The organism is Paenibacillus sp. MDMC362 (assembly GCF_003269305.1).
GTDB lineage: Bacteria > Bacillota > Bacilli > Paenibacillales > Paenibacillaceae > Paenibacillus_AQ.
Genome location: NZ_QLYT01000059.1, coordinates 16,014 through 41,565, shown reverse-complemented (window position 1 = coordinate 41,565; position 25,552 = coordinate 16,014). Strand labels below are relative to the sequence as shown.

General features: G+C 49.5%; 19 protein-coding genes, 1 tRNA gene and 2 riboswitches. Of the genes, 6 read left to right on the top strand and 14 right to left on the bottom strand.

Features of this window, described 5'->3' with window-relative positions; all coding sequences use genetic code 11:
* Nucleotides 1-1,196 precede the first annotated feature (1,196 nt).
* Nucleotides 1,197-1,436 carry a WGxxGxxG family protein gene (locus DP091_RS25625; protein ID WP_071222116.1) on the top strand — a complete coding sequence of 80 codons (240 nt, stop codon included), beginning with the start codon at nucleotides 1,197-1,199 and terminating at the stop codon, nucleotides 1,434-1,436.
* Nucleotides 1,437-2,944: 1,508 nt separating this feature from the next.
* Here DP091_RS25625 and DP091_RS25615 read toward each other — a convergent pair.
* From DP091_RS25615 to DP091_RS25590, 4 genes are all read right to left on the bottom strand, one after another.
* The gene (locus tag DP091_RS25615; RefSeq protein WP_181469921.1) at nucleotides 2,945-5,170 is read right to left on the bottom strand and encodes a DUF11 domain-containing protein; all 2,226 of its coding nucleotides are present in this window, start codon (nucleotides 5,168-5,170) and stop codon (nucleotides 2,945-2,947) included.
* 799 nt (nucleotides 5,171-5,969) lie between these two features.
* Nucleotides 5,970-6,060, bottom strand: a riboswitch (cyclic di-GMP riboswitch).
* A 929-nt stretch (nucleotides 6,061-6,989) separates the two neighbouring features.
* On the bottom strand, nucleotides 6,990-7,190 hold the full coding sequence (locus DP091_RS25605) for a hypothetical protein (RefSeq protein ID WP_113060924.1): 201 nt from the start codon (nucleotides 7,188-7,190) through the stop codon (nucleotides 6,990-6,992).
* Between the two features lie 546 nt (nucleotides 7,191-7,736).
* Nucleotides 7,737-7,808, bottom strand: a tRNA-Thr gene (locus DP091_RS25595).
* A 107-nt stretch (nucleotides 7,809-7,915) separates the two neighbouring features.
* Nucleotides 7,916-8,221 carry an MTH1187 family thiamine-binding protein gene (locus DP091_RS25590; RefSeq protein ID WP_113060922.1) on the bottom strand — a complete coding sequence of 102 codons (306 nt, stop codon included), beginning with the start codon at nucleotides 8,219-8,221 and terminating at the stop codon, nucleotides 7,916-7,918.
* Between the two features lie 359 nt (nucleotides 8,222-8,580).
* A riboswitch (cobalamin riboswitch) is annotated at nucleotides 8,581-8,803 on the top strand.
* A 194-nt stretch (nucleotides 8,804-8,997) separates the two neighbouring features.
* Between DP091_RS25590 and DP091_RS25585 the strand changes: the two genes are divergently transcribed.
* Nucleotides 8,998-11,331 (top strand): ribonucleoside-diphosphate reductase subunit alpha, encoded by a 2,334-nt coding sequence (locus tag DP091_RS25585; protein ID WP_113060920.1) that lies wholly within the window; start codon nucleotides 8,998-9,000, stop codon nucleotides 11,329-11,331.
* A gap of 525 nt (nucleotides 11,332-11,856) precedes the next feature.
* Nucleotides 11,857-12,888 carry a ribonucleotide-diphosphate reductase subunit beta gene (locus DP091_RS25580; protein ID WP_071222122.1) on the top strand — a complete coding sequence of 344 codons (1,032 nt, stop codon included), beginning with the start codon at nucleotides 11,857-11,859 and terminating at the stop codon, nucleotides 12,886-12,888.
* 121 nt (nucleotides 12,889-13,009) lie between these two features.
* Here the strand turns inward: DP091_RS25580 and DP091_RS25575 are convergent, their stop codons facing one another.
* The 8 genes from DP091_RS25575 to ssuE form a co-directional block, all read right to left on the bottom strand.
* A complete protein-coding gene (locus DP091_RS25575; protein ID WP_113060918.1) occupies nucleotides 13,010-13,951 on the bottom strand; it encodes a GNAT family N-acetyltransferase in 942 nt (313 codons plus the stop codon).
* Nucleotides 13,952-14,084: 133 nt separating this feature from the next.
* Nucleotides 14,085-14,219: a hypothetical protein gene (locus tag DP091_RS32090; RefSeq protein ID WP_256720505.1), complete on the bottom strand. Its 135-nt coding sequence runs from the start codon at nucleotides 14,217-14,219 to the stop codon at nucleotides 14,085-14,087.
* Nucleotides 14,220-14,383: 164 nt separating this feature from the next.
* Nucleotides 14,384-15,181, bottom strand: coding sequence for a DUF817 domain-containing protein (locus tag DP091_RS25570; protein ID WP_113060916.1), 798 nt, complete (start codon nucleotides 15,179-15,181; stop codon nucleotides 14,384-14,386).
* A gap of 309 nt (nucleotides 15,182-15,490) precedes the next feature.
* The gene (locus DP091_RS25565) at nucleotides 15,491-16,909 is read right to left on the bottom strand and encodes an MDR family MFS transporter (protein ID WP_113060914.1); all 1,419 of its coding nucleotides are present in this window, start codon (nucleotides 16,907-16,909) and stop codon (nucleotides 15,491-15,493) included.
* Between the two features lie 81 nt (nucleotides 16,910-16,990).
* Nucleotides 16,991-17,398, bottom strand: a complete 408-nt coding sequence (locus DP091_RS25560; RefSeq protein WP_258394694.1) for a MarR family winged helix-turn-helix transcriptional regulator — start codon at nucleotides 17,396-17,398, stop codon at nucleotides 16,991-16,993.
* A gap of 333 nt (nucleotides 17,399-17,731) precedes the next feature.
* Nucleotides 17,732-18,490 (bottom strand): AAA family ATPase, encoded by a 759-nt coding sequence (locus tag DP091_RS25555; RefSeq protein ID WP_258394693.1) that lies wholly within the window; start codon nucleotides 18,488-18,490, stop codon nucleotides 17,732-17,734.
* Between the two features lie 285 nt (nucleotides 18,491-18,775).
* Nucleotides 18,776-19,366 carry a P-loop nucleotide/nucleoside kinase family protein gene (locus DP091_RS25550; protein ID WP_071222319.1) on the bottom strand — a complete coding sequence of 197 codons (591 nt, stop codon included), beginning with the start codon at nucleotides 19,364-19,366 and terminating at the stop codon, nucleotides 18,776-18,778.
* Between the two features lie 61 nt (nucleotides 19,367-19,427).
* Nucleotides 19,428-19,973, bottom strand: a complete 546-nt coding sequence (gene ssuE / locus DP091_RS25545) for an NADPH-dependent FMN reductase (RefSeq protein WP_113060910.1) — start codon at nucleotides 19,971-19,973, stop codon at nucleotides 19,428-19,430.
* Between the two features lie 394 nt (nucleotides 19,974-20,367).
* On the opposite strand from ssuE, the gene DP091_RS25540 reads away from it, so the two are divergent.
* Entirely contained in the window at nucleotides 20,368-21,276 is a 909-nt protein-coding gene (locus DP091_RS25540) for an SDR family oxidoreductase (RefSeq protein ID WP_113060908.1), read from the top strand.
* A gap of 55 nt (nucleotides 21,277-21,331) precedes the next feature.
* Nucleotides 21,332-21,787, top strand: a complete 456-nt coding sequence (locus DP091_RS25535; protein ID WP_113060906.1) for a hypothetical protein — start codon at nucleotides 21,332-21,334, stop codon at nucleotides 21,785-21,787.
* A gap of 61 nt (nucleotides 21,788-21,848) precedes the next feature.
* On the opposite strand, the gene DP091_RS25530 is transcribed toward DP091_RS25535, so the two are convergent.
* On the bottom strand, nucleotides 21,849-23,597 hold the full coding sequence (locus tag DP091_RS25530) for an NAD(P)H-hydrate dehydratase (protein WP_113060905.1): 1,749 nt from the start codon (nucleotides 23,595-23,597) through the stop codon (nucleotides 21,849-21,851).
* 66 nt (nucleotides 23,598-23,663) lie between these two features.
* Nucleotides 23,664-24,296, bottom strand: coding sequence for an NAD(P)-dependent oxidoreductase (locus tag DP091_RS25525; protein WP_113060903.1), 633 nt, complete (start codon nucleotides 24,294-24,296; stop codon nucleotides 23,664-23,666).
* A gap of 346 nt (nucleotides 24,297-24,642) precedes the next feature.
* On the opposite strand from DP091_RS25525, the gene DP091_RS25520 reads away from it, so the two are divergent.
* Nucleotides 24,643-25,536 (top strand): hypothetical protein, encoded by an 894-nt coding sequence (locus DP091_RS25520; protein ID WP_113060901.1) that lies wholly within the window; start codon nucleotides 24,643-24,645, stop codon nucleotides 25,534-25,536.
* Nucleotides 25,537-25,552 lie beyond the last annotated feature (16 nt).

Here is a 25,552-nt window from a genome sequence, read left to right as displayed (position 1 = left end):
GTTGAGTAGCCCGGTGATCCATTACAGCGAAGGCAACTGCAGCAATTCCTTCCATCAAATGCTTCCACGCTTATATTAGGCAAGCAACTGTAAGTCCTACTGCAAGGACGAGTATAATATATAAGATACTCCAATCTGGTACATTCTGTGTTTGCTTAAGCCTATTGGATGGCCTAGATACAGCCTCTATTCCCTTTTCGGGCATTTCAGAAATTTGAAGCAATAGCAATCCCGTGAACTACAGGTCTGGTGAATTATTCGCCTTCATAGCTTGTAATATGTATTACTCGGATTAACTTTTTCATTGATCTTTTGGTGAGGGCTGGTTATTCTCCTGCTGATTCTGGGTAGTGCACCCCGCATCATGCAGCAGTACGTATCAATTCTCGCCTCTTTATAAGGTTGTACCCTATCAGCGGAAAGGTACTATAGATAGTGGTGAACCTTTGTTAAGGTTCACCACTGCATTAACTGCATTAAAGACTTTTTATGCGTGATTCTTCTTATGCTTTTTACACTTTACAATGACTTTTTGTCCAGGTTTGAGGACTATAACTTTAATCTTATGATGATGTCTTTTCATAAGAAATCCTCCCTTCACAGAAGATGATTCATTATATGCACCGTCTACGAGAATGGATTGGACTAATAATCTATGAAGTGAAATTTATGTACAGACCCACTCTCCCTGATTGCACTGTGATCCTTTATATGTTTGTAACTGAGGTTATGGAAAGGGCACCCAGATTTGTCTGGATGCCTTCAAATATAATCCTGGAACATTCAACTCACGCAAGTGGGGTCCTTATATAAGGTGTTCACTTAAAATCCCCAAGTACGCAGTATAATTACCAGTAGAATAAAGAGAACGAGAATAACACCAATACTGCTGCCATACCCAGAACCTTCGTATCCACTCATTTTCCCTACCCCTTCCCAATTGGAATAATACATAGTATGTACGCGCATCTGATAACACAAAGGCAAGAGGTAATAGTGAAGTACATATTTTATATAAAAACAAGAACTATCGAAGATGAGATTACTTTTTAGCCATGTTCTGGGGTGCTTTTCTGTCTTTTTTGAGATACGTCCTTCGTTGCTTAGTAACGAATAATAATTTCCGTAAAGGGCACCATAATTCTGGTACCTGTTCCACTAAATAATCAACAATATTACGGAAAGGAGTTCAAATCGTGAAGAAAATCCTTGCCACATTTTTAGCCGGTATAAGTATTGCTTTGATTCTTGTGGTTCCTGCTTTTGCAGAAAACAACAACATGAATTCAAACGATATGAGAACCAATAATGTGAACACAAACGGCTATAACACGAATGCTGTAGGCAATGACAACGATACAGACTGGGGTTGGCTCGGTTTACTCGGTCTTGCCGGCCTCGTGGGTCTGAGACGTCGCAATCCTGAACGCCATTAAAGAGAACGTTGAAGCAATATCATAAAATCCTGCTCATTCGAGCGGGATTTTATGATTCCTTTCATCATCTCAGAGTCCCCCTTGGTCAAGATCGGTCCCTCCATCACCCTCATCTTTAACTGCACCGGCAAAGCCAGCCTCTAAAGTAAACCCCATTTTTCCAGTTAGCATCTACACGTGTTCAAATGAATCATAGTAAGTATTACCTGACTTTGATATACTGACATCATTACTTTTGTCATGGGTGCGTGATCAATCAGATGTGGGATAAAGAACTAAAAATAGCCATTCAGAAAAAGCAAATCGTGACGGTATACCTTATCAATGGTGAAGCATTACAAGGCATACCCGATTCTTGTACAGATCGGTTAAAGATGCGGAGTGCTTATGGGCCAGTCTGGGTTCCGTTAGAGGAAATAAAGCATGTAAGTCGATTAATACGACTAGACGAAAAAAGGAATCTGCTGGCATCTAGCCCGTAGTTTCTTTTTTTGTGTCATTTTCTATCTGGCTTTCTATAGCAAACTTCTTTCGCCCTCACCACTCACCTAATTCAAGTTCACTATGACACCAATCCATTCCTCATTTTGATGATTCACGTACACTATAACCATCTATAGGAAGGTGTCACTGTTGGGTAGGCCTTAACCCAAACAATGTAGATGGAAGAGTCAGAATACTATCATCAAAAAGAGCTCAACAGTATTGATAAGATTGTGACAAAATTCGGGGATTTCATCCGGGTAGGTAAACAAAGCATTTTCGATGAATCTCAAATTGCACGAGAAAAGAAGAACATCGGTCCAAAGACTTTGCAAATAATTCTTGATTACGGAATCTTTTTAAAAGACGATTCCTCAAAATAGGATGAATTCAAATAAGGAGCAGCTGTTAGGTAACTGTTCCTTTTTGATTTACTTGATTGACATGCCCATTCGCTTGGAAGGAGCTGTACTGATATCCAGCATTCCAGTTTAAAAAGTACCATAAAAGATACTAGTAATCCGTCCAGTAATAAGCCTCCTTTATTTGCTTACTCCCTCGTCCTTCAGGAGATCCGCCGGCGATCCGAGCTGAACACCTTCTCGACCTGTTGCCAAGATCGAATCCCATTGCGACGTCGAACGATTCGGGTTTCCTTTGCGACTGCCCTTACCCTGGGAAAGATCTCGGCGTGTTCCCCTTCATACAAAGTCGGTCATCATCATGCCGATTTCCTGGTCGTATAGGGGCGGCGGGAAAGTCTTTTTGCTGTAAACAATCGTCATTGTCTTCACCTTCTTTCTACCAGCCTGTGGACAAATAACACTTTGTGCTTAGGTACATTATGGTGAACCTTGTCATAGGTAGAAGTACGGATCATTAAGCTAACGGGGTGGAATGCTGTCTTCATGTAGTTCATGCTTGTCTTTATTCTCTTTATCTAAATATTCGGCGCTCTACTTAATTCTCAATTAAAAAAGAAAAGCAAACACCTTCCCAAAAGGAATAGTGTTTGCTTTCTTTCGTCAATTAAGCTTTCTTTTTCTGAACATGAGAACCAAGCCAGCGCACAAGGCGATGAGTCCTGCAAGTCCCAAGTTGAAGAGGTTTGTTGATGTATTCGGCAACTTGTTGCCTTGAGGTGTACCAGATTGGTCTGCAGATGAAGGAATTCCACCAGATTCTCCTGCGATCATTTCGTTGTTATCTTGTGCAGAGTCTGACTGGCCAGCCCCATCTCCAGAATCCTCAGGAGTTGTACCGTTACCTGGATCCGTTGGATTTGTACCATTGCCCGGATCTGTTGGGTTAGTTCCGTTACCTGGATCCGTTGGGTTCGTACCATTGCCGGGATCTGTTGGGTTCGTGCCGTTACCCGGATCTGTTGGGTTAGTTCCGTTACCTGGATCCGTTGGGTTCGTGCCGTTACCCGGATCTGTCGGGTTCGTACCATTCCCTGGATCTGTCGGGTTCGTACCATTCCCTGGATCTGTTGGCGGTGTATTCGGCTCTGTTACTCGAATGGTAACTGTAACCTCTGTCTTGTTACCCTTGCCATCATCTACAATGACGGTGAAGCTGTCTTCGCCAACAAAGTCAGGATCTGGAGTATAGGTCCAGCTTCCGTCCGGATTCACAATTACGCTTCCGTTCCCCGGTTGTTTGCCTGGGATATATGTCAGCTGATCTCCATCCGGATCCGTACCATAAACATCGCCCGTTACGGATGTACCTTTGTCCGTAGTCACTTCCTTATCCGGAGATACTGGAGGTTGATTTGTTGGTGGTGGAGTCGTTGTTTCCGTCACATCAACGATAATCTCAACCTCAGTTTTGCCGCCCCTGCCATCTTCAACGATAACCGTGAAGCTATCCTCGCCGACAAAGTCAGGATCTGGGGTATACTTCCAGCTTCCGTCTGAATTCACAATGACTGTTCCGTTCCCCGGTTGCTTGCCTGGGGTATACGTCAATGGATCACCATCCGGGTCGGTGCCATACACATCACCGGTCACGGAAGTGCCTTTTTCCGTTGTTACTTCTTTACCAGAAGATACTGGAGGGTTATTCGGCTTGTCCGTTACATCCACAGTCACCGTCGATGTCGTAACTCCGCCCTTACCGTCGCTCACCGTGACTGTAAAAATATCCGGACCTACATATCCGGGATCCGGCACGTACTCCCATGTTCCGTCCGGATTGACGATCACCGAACCATGCTTCGGATTACTTTCGATGACAAACGTAAGCGTATCTCCATCCGGATCGGTTCCATAAACACTGCCAGTTACCGATGTATCCTTCTCCGTCGTTACTTCATAATTTTTAGTCACAGGCGCTTGGTTTGGCGGGTCTTCTACGTGAATCGTCACCGTCGAAGTAGAGGTCCCACCTTTGCCGTCGCTTACCGTAACCTCAAAGCTATCGGTTCCGGTAAAATCAGGATCCGGTACATACGTCCACGTTCCGTCCGGATTGACGGTTACCGAACCGTTTGTTGGATCGCTTCCTTTGTTGAACGTAAGTGAATCGCCATTTCCGTCCACGCCGTATACGCTTCCGGTTACGGTTGTGTTCTTCCATGTCGTTTCTTCGAAATCCGGCGCGATCGGCGGACGATTCACATCGACCGTAACACCGTTGGAATTCCGGGTTTCATGATCCCCTGACAACAAATTGTCGTACTCCACAGTCGCTTGGTTGGAGACGGCAGTCGTTTTGTATTTCGAGAGGATTTTAACTTTGAATTGGACCGTTGTCCCGTCAGGTAAGACGTCGACGTTCGGAATTCTGCCTGCCTGGCTTCCGTCCGCTCCGTTCCCTAACCGAACGACAATCCGATTTTCACTTGCAATAAATTCCCCTTGGTCATCGCCGCCTGCATCGGTCAACTGACCGGCATTCGGGCCCGATACAATCTCTAAAGATCCAGGGACGTATTCGGTTCCCTCAGGAATGTTATCCGTAAATACTGTGTTGCCCGAATCGTCTCCACCGTCATTTTTAAAGTTAACGGTGTAAGTTAAGACATCCCCTTCTTGTACATTGTCAACGGGGTCTACGGACTTTGTTACAACACCACATGGTTCTGTATCAAGGAAGATGTCGTCTAAGAAGTTCCCTGCATCTTGTCTTCCATCGGCACTACTAACCGATTCAAACGCGAAGCGTGTTACCTCCTGCCCAGCTGGAACGGTATACGTACCGGAATAATACGTCCATTCTTTATTCCCGGAGCTTATTTCTCTCACGGTATTTAAATCTCCGATTGATACAGTGGATGGACCGATTTTAACTTGCATCGTGTCTATACCTTGATCTCCCCTGTGGGCTAACCGCCAATAAATCGTTTGTCCCGGTGTCGTTTTCACATCTTGATATAAGGTGGATGCTTCCATTGCATTCAATTCTGCAAATTGATTTCCATGCGCACGAGAGATATTTACATAACCATTTTCATACCTCTCTATCTGCAGTAAATGATCAGACGCTGTTGTTTCCCACCCGGGGACTTCATCCTCATGAATTAACGAATATACACCAGAAGGGGCAGTAGGATCAGGGAAAGGTCTATTATTTGCTGGCTCTTCAAAACTACCGTTAACTAAAGCAACCCTATTCCCGCATGAATTCTGAGTTGGATCTGCAAATGTTGTTTGAATCCCAAGCGGCGCAAATGGCAGCCAGTTGCTGACTATTAAAGCTGTCGCCGCTGTGATAGCAGCCCGTTTCATTAACCGCAGGTTCATTTTTCAACCTCCTATTTAAGTTCAATCACGAAGTCTTTTTTCTAGAGCCTAAAGCATTAAAGTTAGCTGATAATAGCAGACATTCGAGATTTTTCATGATGTGACTCTATCAGTTCTCAATTCAAATGGGGAGGCATTCATATGTATTTTTCATTCGCCTCAACTGCCTTTACTTTTTTCCCCCCTCGTTTATCATCATTATCTATAGACAAAGCTAAAAGCCCCGACTATCACTAATTCAAATTTTAAATATCTCAAAAAGAAAACCTCCGTCCTAAAGCAGACGGAGGTTTCCGTCGTATTCGATAGCTGGCTGACATAGGATTTCAGTAAATCCGTTAGCCCCTGTAGCTTTGCGTCCCCATTTTTCAATGGGTTTGCCTTTATCGTACGAGCATGTATTTTTTGAGAAAATTAACCATTAGATTTAAATTATATTATAAGAGAATCATAAGTTAGGATCTCGAGACTCATTTTTCGTAGTTATTTCTTTCTATTTGTCGTTTTTAGGAAAAGTATGATGATAATAGGACATTGGTCATATTTTTTAGAAAACGTTTATTTTAAATATAGAACAAAAAAGCTGTACGATGAGGACAGTTTTTTTTACTTTCCTATTCTTAAAACTCCTCATGATCCTGCTCAAAGAACCCCATTAGTTTCAACGTATTGGCCATACTCTAGGTTCCCTGAAGTATCAAACCAAAAGCCCTTTCAAGCTGCTGCGTATAGAACCGATACCGTTGATACACCCAACGCTGCTTTTCTATCAGAATCGTAGTGTTGGCAGTCTTATCAGCATGAAGATCCTCCTGATCGATGCGGCGAGCAACTTTGCCATCAACGACCGCTGTTTTAAATCGTCTTCGAATTTTTCAAAATCCTGCATGAGCATTGCCATCTCTTTATATTTTACGAGCAGGAATTTTGTACGCTGGATCTCCGCTTCGTTTTGCTTTTGGAAAGAATTCTCCTTGTCCCCACGCCATCGCCGCCCCTTCCGTTTATTGATTCTCTGGGGTTGGATTTTATTAATTTTTAGCTACCGGGATTAAACTTGATTGGTTCTTTTAACATTAACCGTGTATTTAGGTACCCCGGCCTGAATCAACCGGGATTGTGACCCTGGTCTCTATTAAGCGGCTCCGCCGCCTTTATCATTTTTGTGACCTTTTCCTTATACTTCTTCCACTTCGGCTGAATTTGGCTGGAAGGAATGCCAGCATTTTTTTGAAATCTCAACCCATGTCTTACCCTCACTCAGACTTTTTTCCAAGAACAACGGGAAATCCAATGGAATATCTTCAAAAGAGGCGTTCTTTCAGGAAGAACCGTTCCAGCTCCTCCTTGCTAATCTCTTCATCGCTGGATAACTGGCTTTCCTCAGAATCAGAGGTGCCGTTCGCTGCGACTTTTGATCAGCTTCCTCGAAGGTCATTTCCTGCCCATCCGATTTTTCCTCATGCTGCTGGTCTTGCATCCATTCCGGGAGTTCGGAACCTTCCTGAACTCCTCCGCTCATGATGATTTGATCTCCCCTCACAATTTATCATTCATGTAGACTATGAAACTTTACATACTCGAGAGGAACTTATCTTCTCCTTGGATGGTCCATTTGAGTTAGTTGAGGATGGCCAGCTTATGAATTTCACAGACAGTAAACCTGTAAAGTTTCATGATTTGGATTACACGATGGACAGACGGATCAGCTTAAAGCTCAGTCATCCTGCCAGTAGGTACTATAATTCTGCCTTCGTGCAAAGGAAAGATATCGAGCAATTGCTGCAGTTTTATGGAGAAGATTTTTAAGGAGGATCTTTGATGAGAGGACATATCGCCAAAAAAGGGAGCAAGTATTACATTAGATACCTATTCCCACGTGCTGCCCAACTTGCAAGAAGCTGTTCTAAATACAATTGGTGACTCAATCTTAGGGAAGCAAATCGAGGACGAAAAACCCACTTTACTAGACTAAAGGGTAGAAAAATAGTAGAAGAACGGGTTAAACAACAAAAATGGCGCGATTCCGAAAACTCAGAAAACCGCGCCGTTGTTGACTTTATGAAGATGCTGGTGAAGGGAATTGAACCCCCGACCTACGCATTACGAGTGCGTTGCTCTACCCCTGAGCTACACCAGCACATGTGGTTCGATGTTATTCCTCACGAAACAACAAAAATTATTATAATACTTCAGCAGCAAAATGCAAGCCCAATTCTTAGGGAATATCCCCCGAAACTGGCGCAATTACCCGCCTAATTTCTCCTGCACGGATTGGATCTTCTGTTTGCTTGAGGAAACTCGATCCCTGCGGTCATCGATCTTCACGGAAGTCGATACGCGCTGCGCACCGGACAGAAAAGGCGCTTCATGCAAAGCCTCAATTGCCCGCCAGATCATGTTAAGGTCTCCCTCGATGATGGTGCTCATCGAAGTCAGCTCATAGGATATTCCCTCCTGTTGTTTCAATACACGCTGCATCTCGGCAACATAAGAGCTCAAACTCGTTGTTGCGGTTCCGATCGGAATCACCGTTACCTCCGCTATCGCCATTTTGAAAACCTCCCTCGTTCCCATCTCATCTATATGGAATGCTCTAAACTCCCGAATACTGTTATCATAACAATTCTGGCCCTCCATATCAAAGTCCGTCTGTCTTTAGCTTCACACAAGATATGGTGTACCTCCCTCGTTTCGTCCATACGAATATATCCTATTTTGTCAAAACGATAATATACGTGGTATCTGCTCAGAAAAGGTCGCATTTGGTCACAATTCAGGAAATGTTATGGCCTTTTGGCAGTTTCTTAACTGGCACAATGACCGCTCGTTTGCTATAATTCATTTTGCGTTCAATTTTAAGAATATGGTTTACAAACACAATATATTGGGTTAAATTAGATTAACAACAACCAAATATAGTGTATATAGGTGCCGGATCAACCTATAAGGCAGTCCGGCTTAATAGGGAAGCATGGTGTAAATCCATCACGGTCCCGCCACTGTAAGGGCTCTACGGCTGTTTATGATCTATCAGCCATCCACGTACGACATATGCCACCGAGGAACCCTCGGAAAGGCAATGCCGAGGGAAGAAGCTCGAGTCAGGAGACCTGCCTATATGCAGTAGACACCAACCTACGGGGTTTTAGGTAAGTGTTCGTTAAACTTGCGTCTGTACATAACATCATGCCCGTTCATGGGCTTATGGCAAACGTCATTTTCGAATCACAGCGCACGGACATTTTCAAGCCTGCCCGCGGGTTTTAGAAAATGTTTTTTTGATGTCCTTTTTCATATTTCCCCCGAAGAAAGCGAGGAATTTATTCATGCCCCAGCTCGTAGTTAAACCGAACAACCGTCAGCTCGCCTTTGATGAAATTCGCCTCTCCGTATATGCCGACCGTACTCTGAAAGGATTGGACATGCTCGATAAAGAGCGCCTGCTCCGCGGCGTCAATGCCAAATTGCGCGGTGAGCAAGTTACCGGCGAAGAAATCAGCAACGCCTTCACGATGTCCGCCCTTGAGCTTGTCACCAAAGAGGAGCCGAATTGGAAGTTTGCAGCTGCGCGTTCGTTTCTGACCTCTTTATATAAAAAAGCGGCCACCAACCGCCGATACAAAGCCTACCCTGAAGAACCATACGGTGCCTTCTATCCGCTCATTACGGAGCTTGTACAAAAAGGCATCTATCGCGAGGACCTTCTGACCAGCTATACCAAAGAACAAATCGAAGAACTCGGCGAGTGCATCGATCCAAGCCGAGATCTGCTGTTTGATTACATCGGTCTGTTGACGCTGGCTGAGCGTTACCTGGCAAACGATTTTGACGGTCGCGTTATGGAACTTCCGCAAGAGCGCTACATGGTCATCGCGATGTTCCTCATGCATAACGAGCCTGCCGACAAGCGTCTTGACCTTGTCAAAGAAGCCTACTGGGCCATGAGTAACCTGTATATGACAGCCGCTACGCCGACAATGTCCAATGCAGGCAAAAAGGTAGCCGGCCAGCTTTCCAGCTGCTTCATCGATACCGTAGACGACTCCCTGGAAGGAATCTTCGATTCCAATACGGATATCGCCCGCCTCAGCAAAATGGGCGGCGGCATCGGGGTATACCTCGGTAAAGTCCGTGCACGCGGCTCTGACATCCGCGGTCACAAGAACACCAGCTCCGGCGTTATCCCTTGGATTCGCCAGTTGAACAACACCGCTGTCAGCGTTGACCAATTGGGAACTCGTAAAGGTGCCATCGCGGTTTATCTGGATGTGTTCCACAAAGACATTTTGTCCTTCCTGGATCTGAAGCTGAACAACGGTGACGAGCGTATGAGAGCACATGACGTGTTCCATGGCGTATGTCTGCCTGACCTGTTCATGGAGGCTGTAGAAGCACGTGAAGAGTGGAGCCTGTTCTGTCCGCATGAAGTGAAGAAAGTCATGGGCTGGAAAGACGAGAATGGCCGTCCGCTGGGCCTGGAAGACTTCTATGATCAAGGACAAGGCGAAGGCGAATTCCGTCAAAAGTATGCGGAAGCCGTGGCGAACCCGCTGCTGCCGCGCATTACGGTACAAGCCATCGACATTATGAAGCGTATCATGAAATCCCAGCTTGAAACGGGTACACCGTACATGTTCTACCGCGACACGGTCAACCGTGCGAACCCGAACTCTGCGCATGGCATGATCTACTCTTCCAACCTGTGCACGGAGATCATGCAGAACCAATCTCCGACAGTCGTTGAACAAGAGGAGCTGGTTACGAAAGACGGACAAACCCGGATCGTCATTTCCAAAATCCCTGGCGATTTCGTTGTCTGCAACCTGAACTCCATCCACTTGGCTCGTGCTGTACCTGCCGGTGTGCTGGAGCGTCTCGTTCCAATCCAGGTTCGCATGCTGGATAACGTCATCGACATTAACAATATTGAAGTTCTGCAAGCTCAATATACCAACAGTCAATATCGTGCGGTCGGTCTCGGCACTTTCGGTCTGCACCACCTGCTGGCGCTGGAAGGGATCCGCTGGGAATCCGACGAAGCCGTTGCCTATAATGACAACCTGTATGAGCACATCAACTACCTGCTCGTTAAATCCAGCATGGAGCTGGCCAAGGAAAAAGGACATTATCCGAAATTCAAAGGCTCCGACTGGGAGAGCGGCGAGTACTTCACGTTCCGCGGTTACACTGACGGCGAGCATGAAGGCAAGTTCGTAACCACCGAACAATGGCGCGAACTGCAGCAAGAAGTGCAAGCGAACGGTGTCCGTAACGCATGGCTGTTTGCCATCGCACCGAACGGCTCTACATCGATCATTGCCGGTTCCACGGCGAGCATCGATCCATTGTACGAACTTCTTTCTTATGAAGAAAAAACCACCTATAAAGTGGCTAACCCGGCTCCGGATCTGTCCGAAAAAACGATCTGGTACTATAAAACGGCTTTCTTGATCGATCAGCATTGGTCCATCAAGATGGCTGCCGCCCGTCAGCGTCACGTTGACCAGGCACAAAGCTTTAACCTGTATGTCCGCCCAGATATCCGTGCTTCGGAATTCCTGGAGCTGCACCTGCATGCTTGGAAAGCCGGTATCAAGTCCACGTACTATGTACGCAGCCGTGCGCTGACGATTGAAGAGTGCGAGTCGTGCGCAAGCTAAGAGTTTAGTCTAACCTTTTTCGAACCCGCCCAAACCCTCCCTTCCAAGGGAGGGCCCCAAGGGCTCTGCCCTCTGGACACCCGGAAGGGGTTCAAAGTGTGAATGTGCGCTTCTACGTTACTTTGGTGGCTAGAAGCGCTTTCTCCCTTCGGGAACGCTGGAATTTAGTGCGGAGACGAATGAGTTGCTTCGTACGTTTTTTGAGTTACTGCCTGCTGGGATCGCTCTCCCTTGGGAATCGCTTCTCATGTGGTGCGGGGTCAATGAGTTGGCTGCATGCGGGTGTTCCCGCATAGCAGGAGTGGATAAGCTTTCTAAATAGAAGACTGCAAGGGTAAGGGTGTCCAATCGGAAGAGTTTACGTCCGCCTTTGGGAGCCCTTTGCAACCTTTACGATACATTCAGGCAAAGGGCGGACAACAAGCGGCTGGAGATGGATACCCGTCCCGTGAATACGCTGGACCAATATCCCTCAGCTTCGCCTCTGCGCCGCCCTACTATGATATACAAGGAGAGAAAATTGGCATGCAAATGCAAAAGATATTTAACACCGAAGCACCCAACCGCTCCACTCGCGTCATTGAAGGTGAATGCTCCGGGATCTTGAACTGGAACGACATTCGGATGCCTCATATGTATAAGCTGTACAAGGTCCTGCTGCTGAACCACTGGATCGCGGACGAGATTCCGATGTCTAAGGATGCGCAGCAGTTCCCGCGCCTGGACCCTGAAGAGCAGCGCACCTTCAAGATCAACATTTCTCTGCTGGCTGTTCTGGATTCCATGCAGACGATGTTTGTCAGCGACGTGAAGCGTTACTTCACGGATTCGTCGCTCGAAGCCATCTCGGCTATCATCGGTCAGCAAGAGGTGGTTCACAACCAATCCTATTCCTATGTGCTCTCTTCCATCGTTTCGGATCAGGAACAGAAGGAAATCTTCGAGTACTGGAAGCATGATCCGGTTCTGCTAGAGCGCAATCAGTTCATTTCGGACATCTATCAAAACTTCCGTGACAATCCGTCGCCGCAGTCCTTCTTCGAAGCCATGGTCGCGGACCTGATCCTGGAAGGCATCTTCTTCTACAGCACGTTTGCCTTCTTCTACAACTTGGCCCGTGACCAGAAGATGATGGCAACCAGCCAGATGATTTCCTATATTCAGCGTGACGAGAACCAGCACTGTTACTTCTTCGCCGAAGTGTTCAAGCAGCTGCTCAAGGACTTCCCTGAGCTGAACACGAAAGAGAACATCGACTACCTGTATCGCACCATTGACCGTGCTGTTGAGCTTGAGACCAACTGGGCTCACTACACACTCAGCAATGTGCGCGGCATCGATCTGAATGAATTGGGCGATTACATCAAGTACATCGCGAACCGTCGTATCACCATGATGGGTCTGGAAAAAGCTTATGAAGGCGTGGACGTTAACTGCATGCCATGGATCAAGCCTTTCTCCGATGAAGCCCTCAACGCGACGAAGACCGACTTCTTCGAAGCCAAATCCCGTAACTACGGCAAAGTTGGCGACGACAACGGGTTTGACGATCTATAAGCCCCTCTCCATATTAACAAACCTCCGTGAGCCCTTAACAGGAATCCACGGAGGTTTTTTTGTTACTGTATATGATCGGCCACAGTCCAAGTCTACAGCTCTTACTTACGGTCTATCAATGCTATCCCTTCGCTGCCCATACCTCGATCTCCACCAGAATGGACGGCATCGCCAACGCCGGCACGTAGGCCATCGTCATGGCCGGCGCCTTCCCCCCGTGGAATTTCTCCCATACCTGATGGAAATGATCCCAGTCGACCTCCTGAGCCGCCCAAATGTTGATTTTGACGATATGATCCGCCGACATCGCTTCCGCAGCCAATAACCTCTCAATGTTCACTAAGGTATTCTCCACCTGCTGCTTCATATCGTCCGGCAAGTTCCCCTCCCTGTCGGTTCCCACCTGTCCGGAGAAGACCAACAGCTCGCTCCCTCTCGGAACCTTGGTTATATGGGTATAAGGCCCGATCGGCGGGGCAATAACAGGTGGATTGTACCGCTGAATTGGAGACGGCTGCTCCTCATCGGCTTCATTCAAAATAGCCAGCGTCTGATGGTCTTCCCACGTTCCGTTGATTTTCACGTTTTTTCGGGCAATGCCTTCTGTATGGAATCCGGCTTTCAAAAGCACATGGATCGAGGCCCGGTTGTGCGGCATCACGCCCGCCTCAATCCGGTGAAACTTCAATTCCTGAAAGGCAAACCTCACGACCAATTGAACCGCTTCGGTCATATAGCCCTTTCCGTTATGGTCTTGGTCCATAAAATAACCGATCCAGCAGCTTTGCAGATCTCCCCGCACCACTTCGGTCAGCATAATCTCGCCGATGATCGCTCCGGTGTCCCGCAGCCCAATCATATAGACATACCCTTGATCTGCCTTACTGTCTACCATGGCCTTTCGAATCCGCTCAAGCTGTCCCTGACGGGTGTAGAAGCTCTCTTCTCTTAAACCCGTGAACCGCTGAAAAAAATCCCGGTTATCCTTCTCGAGCTTCAGAAGTGCGTCCACATCCAATTCTTCTACCGATTTCACATAAATCTGTTTCCCTTGCATGAACATCCATATCCCTCTCCTCTGTTTGAATCATTAGAAACACAAAAAAACACCACAGCGCGCCTGTGGTGTACATGCCGATCTATGCAACCACAAGCTAGCGACCTGTGGTGTTTCATTCCACTGCATCCTCATTCGGTCACCGAATGGAAGGATCCTTGATCGCCGAATATCCGATTTTGGACACACTTCTCCCATAATCGGACGGATCAAAGAAAACAGCGGTGGAGTATCCCATGCCTTTTGCCAAAGACGCCAATGATCTTTTTTTCATGTGAATACTCCTCCCTTCTGCTTCGCGTGTTTCACCTATGCCAAACATCTATGTCCATATAAAATCTCTCGCCTTAAGCTCGAGTCGCAGCGTTAGCTTTCCATCATCTAATTAACCATAGGATATATGATTAGAAATAAAGGGTCAAATCCGCTTAACTGGACTCACATGACTGTCCCCTTCGGATTGCCTTGGGACGGTCCTCTGCCCTGCTTCAGATGCTTCAGCTGAGCTACAATGATAACACTGATCACGACCAGCAGAAACCACGAGCTGATTTTGCCGATATGCACAAGGCTCCATGTGCGCTCCTGACCCGGATAAGTCCAGGCCCCAAGAAACGTAGAAATGTTCTCAGCGATCCAGATAAAAAAGCCAATGAGCAGAAACGACAGCACCAGCGGCATCCGCAGCGTTTTTCCGTCCACGTCAAAATACACCATGGTTCTGCCGAACACTACGAATAACAATGCCGTGAGAAGCCAGCGTGCATCCCACACATAGTGATGGGTAAAGAAGTTGGCATAGATCGCTGCGCTGATCAGCACGGTCAGCACGGGCAGCGGCCAGCCCGTTATACGCAAATGCATTCGGCGCCATGCCTGGCATATATAACTGGCCACACTGGCGTACATAAAGCCGCTGTACAGCGGGACGCCGCCGATTTTGCTCCAGCCTTCCTCCGGGTAAGACCACGAGCCCATATGCACTTTATACAGCTCCAGCATCAAACCGATGACGTGAAAGACGCAGATGACCTTCAGCTCATCCCATGTCTCCAGCTTGCTCGCCAGCATCCCGATTTGCGCCAGCACACATATGAGAAGGATGAGATCATACCGCGCCAAGCCGGGAATCTCAACCACCTTGGTCAGTCCCAACGCACCGAAGATCATAACCGGAAATATGCAGGACAACGCCTGCTGATAACCGAATATCCACAGCTTCCGTATAAATTCCATAAGCTCCTCCTACCACCTGCACATTCGTATACTTCACCCTACCACAGACCGCGATTTCAATAAAAGAACAGCATTGTCATATTTCGTGCAATCCATTGAAGGGTGTAATGCAAAAAAAGAGAGCAGCCCTTCAGCTGCCCTCTTACCCGTTAACGTCCTATTTACCCATGCTTGAGGTTGTCCTTGACGCCAACGATGCAGCTCAACAACCCCCATTCAATCGCTTGATACCTTTCAAGTTTCCCTATCTTACGCCAGGCTTCAACGGCCGCAGGGATTATCTTCTCAACATGGCCGATGAACGACCGGTCAGAGCGCGGCAGGGTGAGCCGTTTTTTTCTTTTTGACCCGTAACAAAAATGTAAGAGGTATGGCAATAACAGCCACCAACGTTCCGATCATAAACACGTCATCAATGCCCATCGTTGTCGCGGCACGCTGGGTCGAAGCCCCCGCGCCCAAGTAGTAGGACGTTCTGGATACCACCAGTGCGCTGAATATGCCGATCGATAACGAAGCGAGCCCTTGGCGCGCCCAGTTCGTGATCGACGAGGCGTGGCCTGAATATTCGCTGGACACCGCGCTCATTGCTGCGTTCGTTAACGGCATATTGCATAAAGCAATGCCGAGGCAGCGAACCAGCTGCAGCAAGGAAATGTACAGAACCGAGGTATGGACGCCGATTCCGCTGAAAGCGAGCGTGGCAGCCACAATGATGAGAACTCCCGTGATCACCAGCCGGAACGGACCGATCCGATCATAAAATTTGCCGATAATCGGCGATGCAGCGGCCATGACAACCGCGCCCGGCAGCATGATAAGCCCGGTATCCATCGGAGACAGCTTCAGCACAGTCTGTAAATAGAGCGGCACCAGCAAGGTTCCCGTATACAGCGATATCGTCACGATGCAGTTCAGGATCAAGCTGTACCGAAATCGGGGGAATTTGAATACTTTAAGCTGCAATAACGGGGATGAAATCCGCAGCTCCCACTTAATGAAGAACAGCAGCAGTAAGATTCCGGAGATGAGCAGGGACAGGGTCTTCCAGGATCCCCAACCCCAGTCGTTGCCGTGGCTGAAGGAGAGCAGCAAAAGAGAGCTCCCCGCCACCACCGTCAAGAATCCGAGGAAATCGAACCTCTTCTTCCCGGTCAGTCGATAAAAAGGAATGAATTTGCTTACGATGACCATCGAGATCAGGCCGATCGGAATATTTAGAATGAAAATCGATTTCCATCCAAAATATTGCACCAGCCATCCGCCAAGTGTCGGCCCAATCACCGGTGCCAGCATAGAGGCCAGGCTCCATAGTCCCATGGCGTAGGCTTGCCGCTCCCGTGGGAATACCTGGTAAATGATGGTCATCGTAATCGGGATAATCATCCCGCCGAACACGCCTTGCGTAATCCGGAAAGCAATCAAAGTCTCGATGTTCCAGGCTACAACGCATAATAGCGACGAGAGCGTAAAGCCCAACAAGGCCAGGACAAACAGCCTCTTATAACTGAGCTGGTCTCCCATGTAACCTACGATGGGAGCCACTATGCCCGTTGCCAGCAGATAACCGGCCATCAGCCATTGAGTTGTGCTCAGCGTGGCATCGAACTGCTCCATGACAACGGGAAAAGCCACGTTGATGGTCGTGATGCTGAGCACCGCCAGAAAATTACCGAAAAAGATAGCGCTCATTATAAGCCAAAATGAAGATTTATCTTGTGTATTCACATGAAGCCTCCTAAACAAAGTAACCCCGCCCGGATCTGGTTAACAGAGCTGGAGGCGGGATTCAAAGAGTTTGGTCTTTGGTTATGGAAATAATTTTTTGCCAAGCAATCGCAGTAAAATATACAGGTTATCCGCTTCGTCCTCATCCAGCTGCTTGAAGGATTCCATGACGGCATAATCTCCTTCACTGCGGGCATCGAGCACAAGCTGCCGGCCTTCTGCCGTAAGATTGACGTAGTGGCTGCGTCCATCACTGGGATTTGGCGTTCGAACCACCAACCCCCGCTGTCCCAGAGCGTCCACTAAATACGTGATCGTTGCAGCCTTAAGCTCCATATGCTCAGCCAACCGATTGGGAAGCAGCGGACCCTGCTGCTCGATCAAACTTAAGATCTTATACTGATTCATCGTTAAATCGTTCTTTCTCAAGTGACTCAAAAAAGATACGACCCGATGCCTCGTCATTTTATCCGATAACTCACGATACATGTCCATGAGTCTCTCGACGCTTGCTTCTCTTCCGTTCTCCAGAGTTTTTCACCTCGCTTCTTATTTTAGTTCAATGATTCTAACTTGTAAACACCATTTTCATGATTATCATTCTATTTAACCCCACTTATTGAGGATTAACTGACTAAATACTTAAATTGTTCGAAGTTTATTTCAGAATTTCAAACATCCATGATTCTTGAAATCAGAAACATCAACGATGAAAAACTCCCAATCATTCCCCTAACTCGAAACGCTCGGTAGGATAGCAGGCTCCTACATAAAAAGGACTCGCAAGATCTATGCGATCTTACGTGCCCTTATCTTTCCCGTTTATTCCTCATCGTCCGCAAACAATTCATGCAGCATCGCTTCCCGGCGATTCACGAATTCCTTCGTAATCATATAATGATCCGTTTCCTCCAAGCTCGACTCTTCCACCCCTTCGGAAGTCAGCTTGTAGATGACGGAATCGGGATAGGCCATAACAATCGGCGAATGCGTGGAAATAATAAACTGCGAGTCTTCCTGGACCAGGTCATGGATGCGTCTAAGCAGCGCCATTTGGCGGAACGGGGATAACGCCGCTTCAGGCTCGTCCATAATATACAGGCCGTTCCCCCAAAACCGATGCAAAAAGGTAGCAAAAAACGATTCTCCATGCGACTGCTGGTGAAGCGATTTGCCGCCGTAGGAATCATAAAGTCCCGGTCGCTCCCGTTCCAAAGCATCTACCTCGCTGGCGACGTTATAATAGCTCTCCGCCCGAAAGAAAAAACCATCCCGCGGTTTGCGTACGCCTCGAACGGTTCGTATGTATTCATGAAGCTTGGAATGCGTCTCTTCGGTTGAGAACGAGAAGTTCATCGTTCCTCCTTCCGGATTAAACCCAAGGGCCGTGGCAATCGCCTCCAGCAGCGTGGATTTGCCCATGCCGTTCTCGCCCACGATATAAGTAACCTTGGGATGAAAATGAAGACCGTCCAAAGCCGCAACGGCCGGCAAATTAAAAGGATATTCATGAAATGAAGGGATACGATCCCTCATTAACACAACGCTTCGTAGATAGGCAAGCATAGCAGCGTTATCCAAGCGCTTTCCCTCCTCGATTGTGAAACCTATAATTACTACTCTACTATATATCATTCCAGCAATGGTTCCAATTCAGGACCATCACTCGATATTTCCGAGCATAAACATGGGACGTTTCCCTGGAAGGGTGAATACGAACATCCTTTTTCACGCCATAACAGGAGGCATTGCCTCGAGCTATTGATGCCTCGTGGATACTCAATAAAAATGCGCCATCACAGGGCTTGTCGGGACCTGGAATGACGCACTTTTTGATACGATATCGAATGGTGTTATTCTGATATGCTACTCGCTGACGATAAACTGATAGAGCTCCTCAACCTTCTCTTCCGTCAAATCGCCGCTGTTATCGAATACCTTAATGGACGTCTGCGGAATGTCCCAGTTCACTTCCGGCACGAAATCGACGCGCTTCTTGAAGTCGTCCCAATGATCCAGCTTCCACTGATCCCGCTCGGTCTGTCTGTCAATGATGCGCTCCTTCTGCAAATCCATGTCTTTGAGCGCAACCACGATGACCTTCACGTCAACGTCACTCTTCGTTAACCCTGCCGATGCAATGACTTCTTCAATCCATTCGCGGTTCTTGAGCTCGGCGGTAAACGGAGAAATCATAAAAACATTTTGTCCGGCACCCAGGTTCTCGATGCAAATATCCTTGGTCGTATCATATTCCAGATCGCGCAGGTTCTCTTTATAAAAGGAAGAATCGCGGTCATTCGGATCCAGTCCGTTACTTTCCAGGAACTTCTCAACAAAGCGTCCCCCCACCGTATCACGGTCGAGAAATGCAGCCGGTATACGGACTGCAAGCTTCTTGGCTACGGTTGTCTTGCCTGTACCGGCCACGCCGACAAAAAACACTAGCTTTTGCAAATGGTATCCCTCCATATGATCTCTATCGCTTTCATATCCCTGCCGTCCACTCATGCTATCCTTATGCGCGTTCTGTCCGGTAACGGGTTTCTTCAATTAATTCCTCCATCGCGGAGGTCAAGCGTTCCTGAAGCACATCCGCTACATCAAATCCGCCCTCCTCGGTACGTGCCACCTGGGCATCCACCGCGTACACGCCGCCAAGGATATGACGGGCCCCGATCGAAGAAAGCACGGGCTTGAGCGAATAATCTATCGCCAGCAGATGTGCGAGACTGCCGCCGATAAACATCGGAAGCACGATTTTGCCGGCCAAGCCTTTTTGCGGAATCAGGTCTAAAAAGGTCTTTAAAACACCGGTAAACGAAGCTTTATAAACCGGACTTGCCACAATCACGGCATCGGCCTCGGCCACAAGCCCGTTCGCTTTGACAATATGCTCACTCTCAAACTTGGTATGAATCAAATCCTCAGGCGGCAGGGCGGCCACATCGATCCGGCTAACCTCGAAATTCGCAGCAGTCAATGCCTGCTCTGCATATTCCATAACGGCATTCAATCGGGACCCGGCTGTGGGACTTCCGTTAATAATAACAGCTTTCGCCATAATCATTCACCTCGGCTTATCTTATAGTGTCGCCATCTCATCCATTCATAAGATCGCTATGTAAGGTCCTCTCGAACGTCAACCCATATAAATCAGAGCAAACTTGTCAGAATTAGTATCATCGTATCAATGTGTCTGCGCTTTTGTCAATGCAGCAGCTCCGGCAATTGAACCTTGGTATCACGCCAACTATTACACTAGGTGCCTCCACCGGGGTTGGGGGAGATTTTTTACTGAGTAGCCCGAAAGACATCGTAAAAAATCGGTATTCCGCGCGTTTGCGCACGACCTTTCTCCTATTCTGCTCATAAACGGCACCCTCGACTGGGCGGATGCATAGAGATAAAGCATCGGCGTTCAACGAAAACACTCTGTATATCAAAGGAGGAAGGAAATGAATCCCCAGCAGCCCATTCCATACGTAGGCTCCAAAACCGAATGCAAGATACAGCCTATCGCGTTCCCTCCCCAGCATCAGAACTGCCAGCCCGGTCTTGAAAGCCTCATGTCCCCGCATCCGATCAGCGAGGATCCCGCCTACCGGGGCAGCGGTAAACTGGATGGCAAAATCGCGATTGTAACCGGAGGGGACAGCGGCATCGGCAAAGCGGCGGCCATTGCTTTTGCCAAGGAAGGTGCCGATCTGGTCATCCCATACTTATATGAGACTTCGGATGCGGAAGTGACGAAGCGGCGGATTGAGTCGCTCGGCAGACGCTGCCTCTTAATGAAGATCGACCTGCGGTATAAAAAGAACTGCGAAGCCGTAGTAAACGAGACGATAGCCCACTTCGGCAAGCTGGATGTGCTCGTGAACAACCATGCCGTCCAGTACGTTCAGCGCAGCATCTTGGACATCACGGAGGAACAGCTGCATCATACCTATCAAACGAACATCTTTCCCTTTTTCTTCATGATCCAAGCTGCGCTGCCCCACATGAAATCCGGGGCGTCGATCATCAACACGGCCTCTATTACCGCCTATCAAGGATTTAAGGAGCTCATCGACTATTCTTCCACTAAAGGCGCCATCGTTTCCCTTACCCGATCCCTTGCCCTTTCGCTCGTCGATCAAGGCATCCGCGTCAATTCCGTCGCTCCCGGCTCGGTCTGGACGCCGCTCATCCCATCCAGCTTCCCTGCCGAAGAGGTCGCCGTATTCGGAACGGATTCACCGATGAAGCGGGCGGCACAGCCCTATGAGCTGGCACCCGCCTATGTTTACTTGGCGTCGTCCATCTGTTCCTCTTTTGTCACGGGTCAGGCTATTCACGTCAACGGGGGACAGATGGTAACCAGTTAACAGCAGTGCCTTAAGCGTTCGAGAAGCTATGAATAACAAGCAGAGGATGTGTACCATGAACACGGGAATTCCTAAACGGTCCGGCCGGATGGACATGGGATTTTATGCATTAAACAAGCTGGCCAGCGCCGGCATCGTTGTGCTGCTGCTGAGCCTGCTCGATTGGGTGTGGCCTCCCGGCGCTGATCGAGCTTCGGAATGGTTAGGCCTCTATCTGCCGCAAGAGCACTGGGTATACGGTTACGCGCTCACTGCATCCCTTGGAGCAGATGCCATACTCTCGTTCTTGCCTTCCCTGCATAAGGCTAAACAAGCCGCCGTGTACGGAGCGGTCGGATTTCTGTTCTTCGCCTTATTCACAGGCGGAAATCCGGAGCAGCTCTGGCTGCGGGCAGCAGCGGGAGCCTTAACCCTGCTCATCTTCTTGTGGGGGAAGCATACGTTCTCCAGCAATTCTCTGGTCACCCCGTTCTTTGCCTTGATCGTTCCCCTGTTGTGCTGGGTGATCTGATTCAAGCGACTATAGCTTTCCTCATGAAAAAAAGCCCTTCGATGAGGGCCTTTCTCTTCCGTCAAAGTGCTTCGATGACATCCCCGGCGATGACCGAGGCGGGATGTCCCCGATGCCGCGCGGCCCGCTCGCCGGCACGGCCGTGGAGCCACACGCCAAGCGCGGCTGCAGACGGACCGGTATTTCCTTGCGCCAGCAGGCTGGCAATGATGCCGGTCAGCACGTCCCCGGTGCCTCCGGTCGCCATGCCGGAGGTGCCGGTTGTGTTGATGTAGGCTTGTCCGTCCGGCGAAGCCACGACGGTATGCGCCCCCTTGAGCACGAGGGTAACCCCGTGCCCGGTCGCGAACGATGCGGCAACACCGATCCGGTCCCGCTGCAGCTCGGCGGTCGGGATGCCCAGCAGCCGGGACATCTCCCCCGGATGCGGGGTCAGCACGGTTGCCGCACCGCGCGGCTTCCAGGTGCCGAAATCACCGGCCGCGGACAGCATATTCAGCGCATCGGCATCCACCACCAGCGGTCCTTCCCATTCTTCCCACAGACGGCGAAGCCATCTGGCATCTCCTTCAAAACGGCCAAGTCCCGGACCTACGGCCAGCACATTGCGGGTTTTGGCCAGTTCCAGCACCTGCTCCGCGGAAGCCTCATCCCAGTAACCGCCGCTCTCCTCGCCTGTGGCGGGGGCGAGCATCACCTCAGGCGCGGCTCCGCTCAGCGGCAGCACCAGGCTTGCGGGGAGCGCCCAGGTCACCAGACCGCAGCCCGCACGAAGTGCTGCCCGGGAAGCGAGCAGGCCTGCGCCGCTCATCGTGCGGCTGCCCGCTACGGTCAGCACGTGACCGTAGGTGCCCTTGTGTCCATCCGGCGAGCGATGGCAGGACACGTCCACACCCAGCTCGGTCCGAAGGACATGCGGGGTGAGCAGATGCGTGCTGACGCCCTGCTCCCGGCACAGCGATGCCGGGATGCCGATGGCGCGGACCACCACCCGGCCGGCCGCCTCGGCGCCGGGGTACTGCACCAAGCCTCGCTTCAGGAATGCGAGGCATACCGTCACCGCGGCCGAGATGCACGGCTCGTGCCGCGCGCCGGTATCGGCGTCCAGTCCGCTCGGAATATCCGCGGACACAATCGGCAGGCCGCTGTCATTGGCGGCCTGGATCAGCGCGGCGTAAGCGCCGCGGGGCGCGCCCGCCGCGCCCGTGCCGAGCAGCGCGTCCACGATGCCGGTGTACGCGCCGTAGTCCACGGCATCACGGCCGTGGACCAAAGCCGGGATGCCCAGCGCTGCCGCGGCATCCCGCTGCACCGCCGCCTCGCCCGCTAACGCGGACGGCTCGGCGGCATAGAGCAGCGTGACGCGTATACCCGCGTCACGCAAATGCCGGGCGGCGACCACCCCGTCGCCGCCGTTATTGCCCTTGCCCACCAGAATGAGCCAGTGCTCCTGCGACGCAAGCGCGGTGGGCAATCGAGCGTCTCCGTCGATGACTGGCGACGGACGACTCATCTCCAGAGCCAAGTCGTCCCCGGCGATAAGAGCCTCCGCCGCTGCCGAATGCTTCGATAAGGATAGCCGCTGTTCACCTGGCCCGTACTCGGGCATGAAGGACCGAGCCTGTCCTGCTGTCCCAGCAGCGGCTCCGTCAACAGAACGGCTTATTCTATCACGCTCCAAGCACAGCTTCAGGACTTCCTCGGAAATCGCCTTACCTGCATTCTCCATCAGGGCTATGGCCGGAATGCCGAATTGATGAATCGTATGGTTGTCGAGTGCCCTCATCTGTTCAGACGTCACAACATACATCCAAGCTCTCCCCTTTGCTTCGATATATTCTACGCATACGCGTTGGCGACTCAGGATGCCTGTCTATTAATAAGCAACGGTAAAACGGGACTGAATAAACTGCGGATCATCCAGCTCATCGATAACCGCTACCGCGAAATCTTCAACCGAGATTCGGCTGCTTCCGCTCTCGTCAGTCACCAGGCGATCCATGCCGATCCGGAACTGTCCGGTACGTTTCCCCGGCTCAATGATCGCCGCCGGACTGACATACGTCCAATCCAGATCGCTTTCCTTATAGAGATCGTAAGCATCCGCATGCGCACGGGCAAGCGGCCTGATTTCCTCCGGAAATTCCGGGGTATCCATAAGCGGTACGCCGCTGTCGGCGATCAAGCTGCCCGCGCCGCCAACGATCAACAGGCGGGTTACGCCGCCGCGTCTTGTCCCCTCCACAATCGTGCGTGCGGCCGCAACGAGTTCCTCTTCCCGGCCGAACTTCGGACCGAAAGCGCTAATGACAGCATCATGCCCTTGAATCGCCTCTTCTAATGATGAAGGATCCATGACATCCGCTTTAACTTTCCTTAATTGCTCATGCTCTGCATCCAATCGATCCGGATTACGCAAGATCGCAGTAACTTCGTGCCCTCGTCGCAGCGCTTCCTCCGCAATTCGTCTCCCGATCGTTCCACTTGCTCCAATTAATGCTACCTTCATGTTCATCGCTCCTTCGCTTAGAAATTATACTACATCACCCCTGGTGATGAATGGCTCTTCTTGAATCCTAAGTAGTATTATAAACACCTGGTGCCGTCTATAGCCGTTTCGAGGTGTCACGCCTCCTATTTACTTATCCCCATGCAGACCTCTTCAAACTCCACTCGTTCATTTTTCCTCTAAACAATAGATCCTAAGACCTATATATATTCTTATTATTTTCGCCGATATAATACACAAATGCATATTTACGAATATATTTATCTTGCGTAATGACTTACATTGCAATACCAATGTTTGTGTGTTTGTTCTGGCCTAATCGTATGTAAAGGAGATTATCCATACAATGAACAAAAATTACGTTCGCTTGCTGGCCCTCTGTCTTAGTGGCAGTCTGCTGCTGCTATGCAGCTTGTCCCTTCACCCTGATACGGCTACGGCCGAGCCCCGCCAAAAGGCGACCTGGTTCTGGAACACCCCGCAAATTCAAGATTCAGCTGACGATATTCTGAATTTTGCAGCCAGTCAAGGGGTCAATGTGCTCTATCTGCAGATGAACCGGGATGTTCGGCCCGAGTATTACCGCAGCTTTATTCGCCAAGCGGGTGATCAGGGGGTCGAGGTTCATGTCCTCGGCGGCGCGCCTAAATGGGCGCTGGAATCGGAACGTCACCGATTGGAGACCTTCATTCAATGGACCGCTGAATATCAGGCTTCCGCTGCTCCGAATGAGCGTTTCGCCGGCATTCATGTCGATATCGAGCCGCATGCGCTGACTGAGTGGAAAACAAATCAAGCCTCCATGGTAAAGCAATGGCAAGCGAGCGTCCGCTATCTGGTCCATGAAGCGCACACCCTGAATCTGCCCATCGGTTCCGACATGACATTCTGGCTGCACGGCTACCAGCTGCCGGACCAATCGATGTCGATCAGCCGATGGATGATCCAGCAGTTCGACCAGGTCGTCATTATGGCCTATCGTGATCAGGCAGATACCATTTATAATGTCGCTGCCGCCGAGCTTAAGGAAGCCGATGAGCTTGGCAAGGAAGCCTTAATTGCCGTAGAGACCAAATCGAGCAATGAGGGAGCTTACATTACCTTTTTTGAGGAAGGCACGTCCTATATGGAGGAACAGTTATCCAAGGTATGTATCAAAGCGGAGAAGCACCCTTCGTTCTCCGGGTTCGCCATCCATGACTATAATAACTGGAAAGCACTGCATGAGTCCGATCGATAACCATCGCGATAATTTC